We start from the raw sequence: 13,907 nt of genomic DNA, 5'->3' as shown, positions 1-13,907 counted from the left end.
GTATGTACTTTGTAGACCGACAAAAAATCGGACGGATTTTAGAGTATCTGGAAAAACAATTGGAGCTTTTTGAAGGACAGGAAAGCTGGAACGGGAAACTTATGGAACATAGTGTCGAGAGAATCATTCAAACCTCCATTGATTCCGTATTGGATGCGGGGAATGCCATGATCGATGGTTTCATTATGCGTGACCCAGGTAGCTATGAAGATATTGTCGATATCCTGCTAGACGAAAAGGTCATTACCGAACCGATTTCCTTACAATTTAAAAAGGCATTGCCATTAAGAAAGATGCTCGTTCAGGACTTCATTGAAGTGGATCATACAGTGCTCCTAACCGTTTTCAAGGAAAACATTGAAGCATTCAAGCAATTCCCTGAGTTAATAAGGAACTATTTATTAAACGAATTGGGCCCAGTTTCAGCATTCAAAAACTAATTTGGTTAAATAGGGGGAATGTGCATGAAGGCGTATAAAGGATATTTAATTGACTTAGATGGCACAATGTACCGTGGCACCGAGCAAATAGCGGAAGCGGCCGGTTTTATAAATGAGTTAAGAAAAAGGGACATCCCTTATTTATTCGTGACCAATAATTCATCCAGGACACCTGAGCAAGTGGCCCAAAAGCTGCGCAGTATCGGAATTGCGACTGACGATGCCCAGGTATTCACGACAAGCATGGCGACGGCAAACTACATTGCTGAACAAAAGGAAAATGCGTCCGTCTATGTCGTGGGTGAAGAAGGCATTACCGAGGCGTTGAGAGAAAAGGGTATGAAACTTGTTGATGAACATCCTGATTTCCTGGTCATGGGCATTGATCGTGGCGTGAATTATGAAAAGTTATCTAAAGCATGCCTTGCTGTCAGAAATGGAGCCGTTTTCATTTCGACGAATGGCGACATCGCCATTCCTACCGAACAGGGTCTTTTACCAGGGAACGGGGCGTTGACTTCTGTCGTTTCCGTTTCTACGCAAGTTCAGCCGATTTTCATCGGTAAACCGGAATCTGTCATCGTTGAGCAGGCCCTTAGGGTATTAGGTGTGCCTAAAGAACAGACAATCATGGTCGGCGATAATTACGATACGGATATTTTGGCAGGGCTTAATGCAGGGATTGATACCTTACTTGTACATACGGGCGTCACGACAAAGGAACGGTTAAAGGAATACGAAAAACAACCGACTTATGTGGTGGATACCCTTGATTTATGGCAGTTTGAATAAAAAATGATCCAGGTTTGCAGATGCAGACCTGGATCTTTTTTGTTTTAACCTACGTGCTCCTCCCCGCTTACCATTATGGCGTCATTCCACGTTTTCGACCCTATGTGCGAGCCGGCTGGATGCAGCAGCGGCTATGGCACCGACGATATCATCCAAGAAGGTATGGACCTTGCCGGTGCTTTTATCGTTTAAATATTTTAGGATACCCGGTTTTTGCTTGTCGATAAATCCATAATTGGTGAAGCCAATCGACCCGTATACATTGACTATGGATAAAGCCAATATTTCATCCACACCATATAGTCCTTCATCGATCTCAATGATGCTTTGAAGGGGTTCTTCAAGCAGTTTTTTTTCGGCTAACATATCCAGTTGGATGCCGGTAAGGATCGCATTCTGCACTTCGCGTTTCGAAATGACCCGTTCAACATTGTGGAGGCAGTCTGCCATTTGTAAGTCTTCATGGTAGCTTGATTGTAGATACATGACCAGCTCTGCGATATCCTCCACTTTCACTCCTCGTTCACCAAGCCATTTTCGAGCTGTTTGTTCAGACATTGATTGTTTTATATTAGTCATTTCATCATCCAATCTCCATAGTTATAGGATAAATTTTTCATGCGTGAATTTTCGGTATCGATAGTTATTCAGAAAAGAGCGTATTCCTCATATATATAAGTATATGATGCCCAATTTGTTTGTATCCATTTGATAAGGGAGGAAAACGCTATGATAGAAGAAATCATTTTTAATAATTACGGAATCGAGGTGGAGCGGGAGGAAGCCAATAGCCGGTTTCCTAGCTTTCGTTCCGGGCCTTTCATTTACAGCATCGTGCCATTAGAAGACAGGGAACAAGAGGAATTGGCAGAGCGCCATAGAATGGCTGAGCACATGATTGCCCTAGGAGATCGTCATGTTTCAGCGTTCGTCCTTGCCAATCACGGCAGTTTTGTTTCGGAAGCGGAGGACCAATTATTTATCCTCCTTGCCAATGAGGACTTGGAAGGGCCGAAAAATTTCAATCCGGGACGTCACATAGCAAGGTTCCACCAACGTGGAAGAGCCATAACGGAGACGATTCGATCCTGTTCACGGATTGGCCAATGGAAAGAACTTTGGGAGCAAAGAATCGATCAGCTGGAGAACATTTGGAGGGACAAATTAAAAGCCCATCCGGATAACCCATTCGAAAAAATGTTTGTAGAAACCTTTCCCTATTATATGGTACTAGGTGAGAATGCGATTCAATATTTAGTCGACACGGAAATCGATGATACACCACAACCTATAGACAGCGGTACGGTGTGTTATGAGCGGTTTTTAAATGATACCTGGAAGAACAATAAGTGGATGAAGAATCCGTTTGATTGGGTATTTGACCATGGGACACGGGATGCCGCGGAATGGGTGAGGGAGCATTATTTTCAAAATGTGCATACGCATCAACGGGGCATCAACACCTTTTTTCGTGAATATCAAGGCATTGAACCATTCTCCAGTTTCTCGGCACGCTTACTGTATTCAAGAATGCTGTTTCCCATTCATTACTTTGAGGCAGTTGAAGAGTATTTCTCAAAAGTATCAGAAGCAAGATCGAATGAATTGGAAGATAAGCTGTCCTCCATCACGAATACATCGGAGAAGTATGAGACGTTTCTCAAGCAGTTTTACGATTTGGCCGAAATTCCAGTTAACCATTTTAACCTTCCGAAGATTGATTGGATTTAAAAAAAACTGGAAGAAATATGATACCACCTCATTTACTATGTTATGATAATAATATGATTTTTTAGAATAGTTCGATAAGTGTTTTCGAAACTTGTTCAAGTGGAGAAAGGATGCATGCAATGAAACGTACAATGCTGGCTTTATTGATTGTCCTATTCGTTTTTCCAGCTACGGTTTCTGCCAAGACAACAATCAAAACCAGCTGTGATGCGACGCAGTTCAAAATTGTACTTAAAACGACAACGGATTTGAAAGAGTCGGCATCGACGGACAGTAAAACACTAGAGACATATCGGAAAAATAAAGAGTTATCGGTCATTGGGAAGACGGGTAATTGGTATAAGGTTTGCCATTCCAACCATACTGGTTATATTGCCATGAAAAATGCCAGGGAAGTATTTAGCTCAGGCGAGAAGACCATCCTCAAGAAATTGGATAAGCGGAAAGATATCAGCCAACTCATAGCCGCCACAGGCGAAACCATGGGTGGGATGAAGGTGACAATCCGAACCTATGAGAAGAAGAAGGGTGAATGGCGGCGAGCCTTAGGCGATATGAAGGGCGTTACCGGAAAGAATGGATTCACGAAGAATAAGAAAGAGGGCGACGGGAAAGCACCTGTCGGGATGTATTCATTCGGAACGGCCTTTGGAAGCACATCCAAGCCAGATAAAGTGAAGATGGATTACCGGAAAACAACCAAGTATGATTATTGGATCGATGATCCGGCGTCCAAGGACTATAACAAGTGGGTCACGTATAAAGGAAAGAATCCGTATGAGAAATGGAAATCTTTCGAAAGGATGAACCATGAACTTTATAAATATGGAGCCGTCATCAATTATAATAGGAATCCGATCATCAAGGGAAAGGGCAGTGCAATCTTCCTTCATATATAGAGAGGGGAAAACAAGCCAACAGCGGGTTGTACAGCTACTTCCGAGAAGAATGTCCTTAGCTTGCTGAAGTGGATGGATCCCGAGAAGAATCCGCACATAATCATGGGGACGTATGATTCGTTGAACTCTGTGAAATAAATACGAGGTTCGCCCTTAAACGTCGGTTTTTCCTGTCATACCTAGCAAGGACTTCGAAAAAGAATTGAAAACTGTATATTCTAACTATTGATAATTGAACGAATAAAACATATAATGTCTACTATACAAATACAAATGTTTTCTTGGGGAAAACAGATACTTTAAGGGGGAACCAAAATGAAAGCCATCTCGATCGGATTATTGGGGCTGGGCACTGTCGGGTCCGGAGTCGTACAAATCATTGAGAGACATCAAGACAAGCTCATGCACCAAGTAGGTTGCTCAATCACCATTAAGAAGATACTGGTCAAAGATACGTCAAAGGAACGACTCGTATCGGTGGATAACAGTATGCTAACTTCCAATCCGGAGGATATTCTTTCAAACCCTGAAATCGATTTAGTTATTGAAGTGATGGGCGGAATTGAAGAAACGCGTGAATACTTAATCAAAGCCTTGAAAAATAAAAAAAATATCGTAACGGCCAATAAGGACCTGATGGCCCTGTATGGTCCGGAACTTTTGGAGTTAGCCACGGAAAACCAATGTGATTTATTCTATGAAGCAAGCGTGGCCGGGGGCATCCCGATATTGCGCGGTTTAGTTGATGGGCTATCTTCGGACCGGATCACAAAAATGATGGGGATCGTTAATGGAACGACAAATTTCATCCTAACGAAGATGAGCAAAGAAGGAAGGGCTTATGAAGACGTGCTGAAAGAAGCTCAGGAACTGGGTTTTGCCGAGTCCGATCCGACCGCGGATGTAGGTGGACTGGATGCCGCACGGAAAATGGCCATCCTATCGACTCTCGGTTTTTCCATGAATATCGGCTTGCATGATGTCGAAGTGCAGGGGATCACAGAAATAACCGAAGAGGATCTGAGATACAGCCAAAAGCTTGGCTATACCATGAAGCTGATTGGCGTAGCGACTAGAACGGGGGATAGGGTCGAAGTTAGCGTGCAGCCGACTTTGCTTCCGGAGGAACATCCACTAGCTTCTGTAAACAATGAGTATAATGCAGTGTACGTTTATGGTGAAGCAGTGGGGGAAACGATGTTTTACGGCCCTGGGGCAGGTAGCCTGCCAACAGCAACGGCTGTCGTTTCGGATATGGTAACGGTCATCAAGAATATGAGATTGGGCGTGAACGGGAGAAGTGCCGTTTCTCCTCAATACCCGAAACAATTAAAAGATCATACGGAGATTCTGGCTAAGTTCTTCATTCGACTCCATGTACAGGATGAAGTGGGTGTCCTAGCTAGGATCACGAATTTATTCGCGGAGCATGGGGTCGGTTTCGATAAGATCCTACAATTGCCGCTGGATGAAAAAGAGTCCTCGGAAATTGTATTGGTTACCCATAAAGCCCCAATGGCGGCTTTCGATCAAATTAAATACGAATTGAATGATTACAATATGGTAAAAGAAGTGAAAAGCACATACCGTGTAGAAGGAGAGGACAACAAATGAGTTGGCAAGGACTAATTAGCGAATATAGAGAATTTTTACCTGTAAATGAAGATACACCGGCATTATCCCTTTTAGAAGGAAATACACCTTTGATTAAATTGGACCGTTTATCAGAAGAGTGGGAAATTGAGCTCCATGTAAAATACGAAGGAGCCAATCCAACGGGATCATTTAAGGACCGTGGAATGGTCATGGCCGTTGCCAAAGCGATCGAGGCTGGAAGTGATACGATCATCTGTGCATCCACGGGGAATACATCAGCTGCGGCTGCTGCTTATGCGGCGCGTGCCAATATCCGTTGCATTGTTGTCATTCCAGAAGGAAAGATTGCCATGGGTAAATTGGCTCAAGCGGTTATGTATGGAGCAGAGATCATTTCGATTGAAGGCAATTTCGACCAAGCTTTAAAGATCGTCCGGTCCCTTAGCGAACATTCACCTATCACTCTAGTAAACTCAGTTAACCCATATCGGATTGAAGGCCAGAAGACGGCTGCGTTCGAAATTTGTGATGCGCTTGGATCTGCGCCTGATATTTTGGCATTGCCAGTCGGGAATGCGGGGAATATCACCGCGTACTGGAAAGGGTTTAAGGAGTACAATGAAGGAAAACAGACAGGGCTACCTGAAATGAGAGGGTTCGAAGCCGAAGGGGCAGCAGCGATTGTCCGTGATGCGGTCATTGAAAACCCTGAAACGATCGCAACCGCGATACGAATTGGTAATCCTGCCAGCTGGAAGTTTGCTGTGGAAGCGGCAAGCGAATCAAATGGTAAAATTGATGAGGTAACGGATGAGGAAATCCTTGAAGCCTATCACTTCCTGGCTAAAAAGGAAGGCGTATTTGCTGAACCGGCATCATGTGCTTCCATTGCCGGCGTGTATAAACAATTAAAAAGCGGCGAAATCAAAAAAGGAAGCAAAGTTGTGGCTGTCCTTACTGGAAATGGATTGAAGGATCCGAACGTGGCTGTCGATACAAGCACGATTCATCCGACATTACTACCAATGGATGAAAAAATCATTTTAGAACATTTACAAGGTGTGAACCAGGCATGAGTGCGGAATCGGAGATGTTTTTGATCCGTGTGCCAGCAAGTACGGCTAATCTTGGGCCCGGGTTCGATTCAATCGGTCTTGCCCTTGGATTGTACTTGGAGATACACGGATCCCTATCGAATCATTGGGAAGTCATTCCGCTTTCTGAGGAAATGTCCGTTTTCCCGAAAGATGACACGAATTACATCATTCAAATCGCAAAGAAAACGGCGGCATATTATGGGAAAGACCTGTCACCGTGCCGGATTTCCGTTTCTAGTGAAATCCCGCTTGCCAGGGGACTTGGAAGCAGTGCTTCAGCCATCGTAGCCGGGATTGAATTAGCGAATCTAGTCGCTAAACTGAACTTATCCGCTGAGGAAAAAAACAGACATGCCTCTACTTTTGAGGGACACCCGGACAATGCAGGGGCATCTGTTCATGGTGGTTTGGTCGTCGGTATGCATACGGATGAAAAAACGGATGTTCTTTCATTTCCGATAGAAGGGGTAAATGTCATTGCCGTGATTCCTAACTTTGAATTGCTTACAGAGGATTCAAGGAATGTCCTTCCCGAAACACTTCCGTATAAAGAAGCAATAAGCGGAAGTGCGGCAGCTAATGTGCTACTTGCGGGAATCTTGACGAATAACTGGGATCTTGTCGGTCAAATGATGCAGAACGATCGGTTTCACCAACCCTTTCGCGCTGGCTTAGTGCCGCATTTAGCGGAAATCGAAGAAATTGTACGTCGGGAAGGCGGCTATGGTGCCTCTCTAAGTGGAGCAGGTCCGACCGTCCTCAGCCTAGTGTCTGGAGAAAAAACAGCACAACTGCTAAGAAGTTTGAAGGAAGCATTTCCTGACTTTCAGGTGAAAGAGCTGAGGGTCGACAATGATGGAAGCCAGACGGCGATCCTATCAGAGGAAGAGAAGAAGGAATGGAGCTTTAATAAATCATAGATGTTCATTGCAACAGTAAAAAAGCTGATTCCCTTTAAGCCGTATCAATCAAGGATTGATAGGACTGATAAAGCGGAGTCAGCTTTATTTCTATAGCAGACTAAATATATTTAGTCTGTATGTGTTGTATCTAATATGGTTGAATGCTCAACCCGTTATTAAAGGCTAATTAGAAAACTTGCTCAACTTCCACTACCCCGGGAACTTCTTCAAGAAGTGCGCGCTCAATCCCAGCTTTTAGAGTAATGGTCGAACTTGGGCAGCTTCCGCATGCTCCTAGTAATCGTAATTTTACAATTCCATCTTCTACGTCAACTAGTTCACAGTCACCGCCATCACGAAGTAGAAACGGACGAAGTTTATCTAGAACATCTTGAACTTGTGTTTCCATTTGTTGGTCAGACATTGCAATCGACTCCTTTCCTAATCATATTATAATGCGAACATAGTAAAAAATCCAACTGTAACTTTGCGGAAATTAAATCTATTCTTTTCGAATCTGTCATTAATAGGGAAAAGATTCCAAAAAGCACAGAGAAAATACATGGTGGAGGTAACAGATGATAAAGAAAAAAATTGAAATAGAGGTATATGGGGCGACGCAAATATGTGCGAGTTGTGTTAATCTTCCCTCTTCGAAGGATACATATGAATGGCTTCAAGCCGCATTGACACGAAAGTTTCCAGAGCAACCATTTTCTATTACTTATATTGATATGTTGAATCCGCCTGATGTTAATAGGCAAAAAAACATGGCGGCGAAGATGGTCGAAGAAGATTTATTTTATCCACTTGTCCTCATTGAAGATGAGATTGTGGCCGAAGGGAACGTTCACCTGAAAAAAATTGTGCAATTAATGGAGAACTACGGATATAAAGGGAAATGAAAAAACTGACCCAGGAGGAAGCTTTATAGCAGCTTTTTGAGTCAGTTCAAGAATAGGTTCATGAAATTTTAGATTAACCGTTATGGTATTTATACATCCAAAGTATCCCGGATTTCATTAGGCGTGCCACTCTTCCTGTGATAGGACGGTTAGCGACAAGTCCAAAACCTTGTTTCTTCCCAAGAGAACCTAATGTCCCTTTTAATTTTACGGGAGGGAAACTTTCAGGAAGTGGTTCATTGGCCCATTTTTTCAAGAGAACTTGAACAATCTGTTCGGCTTGAGATTCCGCTAATTGAGCACTCGGTGCATGTGGCAAACTAGCGCAGTCGCCGACTACAAAAATGCTGTCATTGGTAGGAAGGAAATGCTGTGGTGTAAGAACGGCTCTTCCTTGACGGTCTTTTTCGATATCCATGTCACGAATGATCTTGCTTGGTTGTATGCCGGCTGTCCAGACAATAACATCACTATGAACCGCTTCATCCCCATTATAAAGCAGGTTAGGTTCAACTTTAGTGATATTAGAATGATGAACGATTTCGATGGTATGTTTATCAAACCATGATTCGACAAACGTACTTAGTCTTTCTGGGAAAGCAGATAGAATATGTGGTCCACGGTCGAAAAGCTTTACGTTCAAATCAGAACGACTTTCAATTAATTCACTGGCTAACTCGACACCGCTAAGGCCTCCGCCAACGATTGATACGGTTGCACCAGCGCCCAAATTATTCAAAGCTGAATAAGTGCGACGTGATTTATCGATGGTTTGGATGCTATATGTGTGTGTATCAGCACCAGGAATATTGTGATATTTATCTTCACATCCAAGGCCGATAACTAAATCGTCGTAAGCAACGGGCTCTTGGTTCTCGATAATGACTTGTTTGTTCTCCATATCAATGGAAAGTACTTCTCCGTATACGTTCTTTAAGCGAGGGTGTTCTGGAAATGCAACACGGATGTGCTGATCAGGAATAGTACCTGCTGCTAGTGCATAATATTCGGTTTTTAAGCAGTGATAAGGATTGCGGTCGATTAGTGTGATGCTCACGTTTTCAGGAAGCTGATTAGGCAGCAATCTTTGTAACATGCGCATACCACCATACCCACCACCAAGTATGACTAAATTCTTCATATGTTTTTTCCCCTTTGTTTGATCTCTAGAAATAATGTTAAGTATTTCACTTGTGAAAATAAATTATCCTACTATAGGATTCCCCATTTGTATCCTATGGAATTATGTGAATAAATATATGCCTAATTTGTAGAATAATAAAAATATTATATGATTTCTTGTTTACATACCCCGACAAAAGTATAACGAATATAACTGTAAATCACAACCGATATCTTAAAAACGGCGTATTTTTGTGCGTATTTATTGACTGTTAATGTGAAAAGGTTTAGGATAAACTGTTAATGACAGCGAGGTGAAACGATGTATCCAATCATTGAGTTCTGTGTAAGCAATCTGGCCAGTGGGGCACAGGAAGCTTTCGAAAGATTAGAGAAGGATCCTAATTTAGATATTATTGAATATGGTTGCCTAGGATATTGTGGGAAATGTTCCAGTTCTTTGTATGCCCTTGTTAATGGTGAAGTAGTTTCTGGGGATACAACGGATGAACTTGTGAAAAATATATATAAATTTATTGATGAATATCAAATGTTTTAATCGACATAAATAAAGGAGGCAGCCGAATAACATGTTGGGCCGCCTCCTTTTTGGTGGAGGATACATTTCCTCAGGCATTTGCCGCGATACCACCCATTTCCGATTCTTCCTTGATTTCATGCCACCGGTCTCTGGCCATTTGGATAATGGACGATTCCCTGGCGTGTTTTTGCCTTTCAAGTACCATGAAAAGAAATTTAATGGCTGCCTGTGTATTTCCGATTCTTTTGGATATATCGCCGGCAAGGTATAAAATCCTGACTTCCGATACTTGCGTGCCGCTGAAGTCCCCTGATGAATAAGATGCTTCATATTCCTGAAGAGCAAGTCGTAGGAACCTATTTTCCTGCTCCTGTTTATTTTGAAATCTATACAGCCAGGCAATCCGTAAATGAATACCGGCCAGGATGATATGTTTCTCCTTTTTCAAGGAACCGCAATAACTGGCCAGTTTATAGGTTTTGATTGCATCTTCAACGGAACGTACATCACTGAAATGATGGGGATTCCATTTAGAACAGATTTTCTCTTCGATGACTTCTTTTGTGGTAGGTGGGAAATATCGTGAGAAATCTTCAGAATAGGAAAAACCGCAGTGTCGACAAACGTGAATATAATAGTAAAGGGCGTTAGCGTCCGGGTTTTCATATATAGGACAAAAATCAGTGTCATAACGGGATACTTTAATAAAGCGTGAACGTATTTTCTTAGTGGTTGATGTTTGTTTACAATGAAGACATTCTATACTTTTATCATATAGAGGCTGTAATTCTTCGATAGAGATTACCTCCTTCATAAAATCTTATAAGACTAATTACACAGGTAATTATACCCATAAATCACGATTTAATCTAGTTTTTTCATGAAATGTGGGGGGATAATGATCTGGAACATTTAATTTTTTTCAAGCTGGAAAATTGAGCAGGGGAATTTCTTTGGTATATACTATAAGTAAAGAAAGATTCTATCTCACATCTTTAGGAGAGGGAGCGGTTTATAATGAGTGAAGTTGTTCAGATTACGGAAGCAGCTGCTTTTCAGATAAAAGAAATGATGAAGCAAAACGAAGAAGAGGGATCGTTTTTAAGAGTGGCTGTAAAAGGCGGAGGCTGCAGTGGATTATCCTATGGCATGGGGTTGGAACAGGAACCTGGCGAGAAGGATGAGAAGTTGGAGCAATTTGGGATCCATATCCTTGTGGACAAAGAGGATGCCAGCATATTGAATGGAACGGTCATCGATTATAAACAAACGATGATGGGTGGAGGATTTACGATTGAAAATCCTAATGCCATCGCGTCATGCGGTTGTGGATCTTCCTTCAGGACGGCTACCGAAAAAGGTACGCCGGAGAACTGTTAATGGTTGGTTGACGGTCAGTGATCGTTAGCGTTTAGTTAATTCGATATCAACGTTTATATCTGGCGCTTCTTGACGTATGTAACGATACGTTGGGAGGCGTCTTTTTATGTCAGGATAAAAGACTTATCCAATAAACACGTAGAAGCGAGCATTCTAAAATGATAATGAAATGCTTATGTGGATTCGTCGTCTTTTGTCGATTAAAGCATAAAGTCCCTTGCTATGTTAGTATTACGTGTGTGCACGAACCGTATATATGGAAGGTTAGCAGGACACAAATAAAGTAATAAGGTTTACTTCACAAAAATAAGGTATGATATATTTATTGAATAGATTCTCTTTAAAGACAGGAAAAGTAGGTGAACATAGTGGGAAAATATCAATTGGATTACAAAGGCCAGGCAGCTGTGACAAGATATCAGGAAAAGCAGACGACTGCCAAATTTGATAAAAAGCAGCATATTGAAAATCTGCGTGCGGAGTATTTGAAAAAAAAGCAAAAACAAACAGATAAATAATATTGAAACCCTAGGAAGACTAAAATCTCCCTAGGGTTTTCTTATGGAAAAAGGGAGACACATTTTGAAGTGTCCCCCTTTTTTCCATCATTCTTATAGGGTTTTCAAGGCTTCTTTGATCGGTTGGTCACCACTATGAATTTCGAACGTTTTATTGAAGGTGTTTTTTTCGGAGATGGCTTGGGCCAATACTTTAGCGACATCAGCTCGTGGTATGGAAGTATCGACATGGTCGACTTTTGCATCTGCCTTAATTTTCCCAATCGCTTGGTCATTAGTCAATGCGACGGGACGGACGATGGTATAAGTGAGACCGCTCTCCTTTAAATGTTCATCCGCATCATGCTTGGCTTCGAGATAGTGTTGCATTCCTTCGGGACCTTGTTGGGGCTGATCGGAACCGACGGAGCTTAACATGACAAAGCGCCCGACGCCTTTTTTCTTAGCGGCATCAATCAGTTTGATTGCTCCGTTCTTATCCACAGCCGTGGTCTTATCAGGTCCTGTCTTCGGACCTGAACCAGCAGCAAATACGATGGCGTCCATGTTATCCACCGCTTTATCCACATTTCCCTCTAAATCGGCGAGGATGGGTTGTCCGCCAAGGTCTTTTATCCCTTGTGCTTGTTCTTCTTTCCGGATCATTCCATATACCGTATCCTGTTGGGTTTTTGATAGTTCTTCGATGATTTTCTTACCAGTCGTTCCATTCGCGCCTGCTATTAAGATATTCATGAATGTAAACTCCTTTCTTTATCTTCTCTTACATTCATTACCCTTTATTGAAGAGTCCGAAAACATCTAGAACACATTGTGGATAACTGCTTTCCCGGAAGTTATCCACAAGTTAATAAAACAAATAAAAAAACCAGCTCAATTCAGAGCCGGTTAAAAGTGAAATGAGCGATAGGATGCTAAAACATGGAAGAGCTGTGCATGGGCTGCACTTTTGCTTTTGGGTCAATGTATTGCTTCGCATGATTGACGGCAGTAGGGGCTTCGCCAAAGCCGCTGGCAATTAATTTGACTTTGCCATCGTAGGTTGCGATGTCACCAGCCGCGTAGATTCCGGGGATGTTCGTTTCCATTCTGGAGTTGACTAAGATGTTGTTTTTCTGAATATCGAGCCCCCATTCTTTGATGGGACCAAGAGAGGAGATAAAGCCGTAGTTGACGATGACTGCATCAACATCCAATGTTTCGGTTTCTTCTCCATTCGTATCCTTAAGGACGACTGTTTGAATTCGATCTTCCGTACCAATTAAATCTGCAGGTATGTAAGGGGTTTTAATTTCTACTTTAGAATTTTTTAGATTTTCGACACTATGTTCGTGAGCGCGGAATTTATCCCTTCTATGGACAATGCTCACCTTTTCAGCGATAGGCTCTAACATGAGTGCCCAGTCCACTGCGGAATCGCCGCCTCCGAAGACCACCACTTTTTTCCCTGCAAAACGGTTAAGGTCATCAATGAAATAATGAAGGTTCGTACCCTCATATTGCTTAGCATTCTCGATTTCGATGCGTCGAGGTTGGAAAGCCCCGTTTCCGGCAGTGATTATGATTGTTTTGGAATAATGTACTTCTTTATCCGTGGTTAACATGAAGACGCCATCGGCCTGTTTCTCCACTTCTTGAACGGATTGTTCCAAGACGACGGTTTGTTCGAATTTCGCCATTTGCTCTTTCAAATTATTGACTAATTCCTGAGCCAGCACTTTAGGAAAACCTGCGATATCATAGATGTATTTTTCAGGATAAAGAGCGGATAATTGTCCACCCAATTGTGGGAGGCTTTCAATGATTTTGACTGATGCCTGTCTCATACCACCATAGAATGCGGTAAATAAGCCTACAGGTCCACCACCAATGATGGTAATATCATATACTTTTTCATTTACTTCCAACGCTATCCCTCCGATATACTAGGTTTGTTGAAATTCTTTCTTCATTTTAACATAGTTGAAGTTAAAGAAGATGGATA

The 13,907-nt window shown here is 42.2% G+C and carries 17 protein-coding genes; 11 read left to right on the top strand and 6 right to left on the bottom strand.

Annotated features, from left to right (window positions below; translation table 11 throughout):
- Positions 1-2 precede the first annotated feature (2 nt).
- Complete coding sequence (locus tag AC503W_RS18490; protein WP_402870987.1) at positions 3-440, top strand: DUF86 domain-containing protein; 438 nt, start codon at positions 3-5, stop codon at positions 438-440.
- Between the two features lie 24 nt (positions 441-464).
- Positions 465-1,232: a TIGR01457 family HAD-type hydrolase gene (locus AC503W_RS18485; RefSeq protein ID WP_402954349.1), complete on the top strand. Its 768-nt coding sequence runs from the start codon at positions 465-467 to the stop codon at positions 1,230-1,232.
- An 81-nt stretch (positions 1,233-1,313) separates the two neighbouring features.
- Here the strand turns inward: AC503W_RS18485 and AC503W_RS18480 are convergent, their stop codons facing one another.
- Positions 1,314-1,811, bottom strand: coding sequence for a phosphatidylglycerophosphatase A family protein (locus AC503W_RS18480; protein WP_402870991.1), 498 nt, complete (start codon positions 1,809-1,811; stop codon positions 1,314-1,316).
- A gap of 150 nt (positions 1,812-1,961) precedes the next feature.
- On the opposite strand from AC503W_RS18480, the gene yutH reads away from it, so the two are divergent.
- From yutH to thrB, 5 genes are all read left to right on the top strand, one after another.
- The gene (gene yutH / locus AC503W_RS18475; RefSeq protein WP_402954346.1) at positions 1,962-2,963 is read left to right on the top strand and encodes a spore coat putative kinase YutH; all 1,002 of its coding nucleotides are present in this window, start codon (positions 1,962-1,964) and stop codon (positions 2,961-2,963) included.
- Positions 2,964-3,082: 119 nt separating this feature from the next.
- Positions 3,083-3,862: an SH3 domain-containing protein gene (locus AC503W_RS18470; protein WP_494915365.1), complete on the top strand. Its 780-nt coding sequence runs from the start codon at positions 3,083-3,085 to the stop codon at positions 3,860-3,862.
- Between the two features lie 315 nt (positions 3,863-4,177).
- Positions 4,178-5,476 carry a homoserine dehydrogenase gene (locus AC503W_RS18465; RefSeq protein ID WP_402871000.1) on the top strand — a complete coding sequence of 433 codons (1,299 nt, stop codon included), beginning with the start codon at positions 4,178-4,180 and terminating at the stop codon, positions 5,474-5,476.
- Positions 5,473-6,534, top strand: coding sequence for a threonine synthase (thrC, locus tag AC503W_RS18460; RefSeq protein WP_494915363.1), 1,062 nt, complete (start codon positions 5,473-5,475; stop codon positions 6,532-6,534). Before AC503W_RS18465 ends, thrC begins: the two co-directional genes overlap by 4 nt.
- The gene (gene thrB, locus AC503W_RS18455) at positions 6,531-7,475 is read left to right on the top strand and encodes a homoserine kinase (protein ID WP_494915361.1); all 945 of its coding nucleotides are present in this window, start codon (positions 6,531-6,533) and stop codon (positions 7,473-7,475) included. The genes thrC and thrB overlap by 4 nt, the downstream gene beginning before the upstream one ends.
- A gap of 169 nt (positions 7,476-7,644) precedes the next feature.
- On the opposite strand, the gene AC503W_RS18450 is transcribed toward thrB, so the two are convergent.
- Positions 7,645-7,881, bottom strand: coding sequence for a NifU family protein (locus AC503W_RS18450; protein WP_402871006.1), 237 nt, complete (start codon positions 7,879-7,881; stop codon positions 7,645-7,647).
- 154 nt (positions 7,882-8,035) lie between these two features.
- Between AC503W_RS18450 and AC503W_RS18445 the strand changes: the two genes are divergently transcribed.
- Positions 8,036-8,362, top strand: a complete 327-nt coding sequence (locus tag AC503W_RS18445) for a YuzD family protein (protein ID WP_494915359.1) — start codon at positions 8,036-8,038, stop codon at positions 8,360-8,362.
- A 73-nt stretch (positions 8,363-8,435) separates the two neighbouring features.
- Here the strand turns inward: AC503W_RS18445 and AC503W_RS18440 are convergent, their stop codons facing one another.
- Positions 8,436-9,503 (bottom strand): NAD(P)/FAD-dependent oxidoreductase, encoded by a 1,068-nt coding sequence (locus AC503W_RS18440; protein WP_402871012.1) that lies wholly within the window; start codon positions 9,501-9,503, stop codon positions 8,436-8,438.
- A 303-nt stretch (positions 9,504-9,806) separates the two neighbouring features.
- Here AC503W_RS18440 and AC503W_RS18435 point away from each other — a divergent pair, with 303 nt between their 5' ends.
- Positions 9,807-10,043: a YuzB family protein gene (locus AC503W_RS18435; RefSeq protein WP_402871015.1), complete on the top strand. Its 237-nt coding sequence runs from the start codon at positions 9,807-9,809 to the stop codon at positions 10,041-10,043.
- A gap of 70 nt (positions 10,044-10,113) precedes the next feature.
- Here AC503W_RS18435 and AC503W_RS18430 read toward each other — a convergent pair whose 3' ends face one another.
- Positions 10,114-10,839 (bottom strand): DUF2225 domain-containing protein, encoded by a 726-nt coding sequence (locus AC503W_RS18430; protein WP_494915357.1) that lies wholly within the window; start codon positions 10,837-10,839, stop codon positions 10,114-10,116.
- 203 nt (positions 10,840-11,042) lie between these two features.
- Between AC503W_RS18430 and AC503W_RS18425 the strand changes: the two genes are divergently transcribed.
- Positions 11,043-11,405 (top strand): HesB/IscA family protein, encoded by a 363-nt coding sequence (locus AC503W_RS18425; protein ID WP_402871018.1) that lies wholly within the window; start codon positions 11,043-11,045, stop codon positions 11,403-11,405.
- 368 nt (positions 11,406-11,773) lie between these two features.
- Positions 11,774-11,923: a hypothetical protein gene (locus tag AC503W_RS18420; RefSeq protein ID WP_402871020.1), complete on the top strand. Its 150-nt coding sequence runs from the start codon at positions 11,774-11,776 to the stop codon at positions 11,921-11,923.
- Positions 11,924-12,016: 93 nt separating this feature from the next.
- On the opposite strand, the gene AC503W_RS18415 is transcribed toward AC503W_RS18420, so the two are convergent.
- Entirely contained in the window at positions 12,017-12,658 is a 642-nt protein-coding gene (locus AC503W_RS18415) for an SDR family oxidoreductase (protein WP_402990002.1), read from the bottom strand.
- Between the two features lie 179 nt (positions 12,659-12,837).
- The gene (locus tag AC503W_RS18410; protein WP_402871026.1) at positions 12,838-13,830 is read right to left on the bottom strand and encodes an NAD(P)/FAD-dependent oxidoreductase; all 993 of its coding nucleotides are present in this window, start codon (positions 13,828-13,830) and stop codon (positions 12,838-12,840) included.
- Positions 13,831-13,907: the final 77 nt, after the last annotated feature.

This window comes from Peribacillus suis, assembly GCF_059384845.1.
This window is presented reverse-complemented; position numbering and strand designations above follow the sequence as displayed.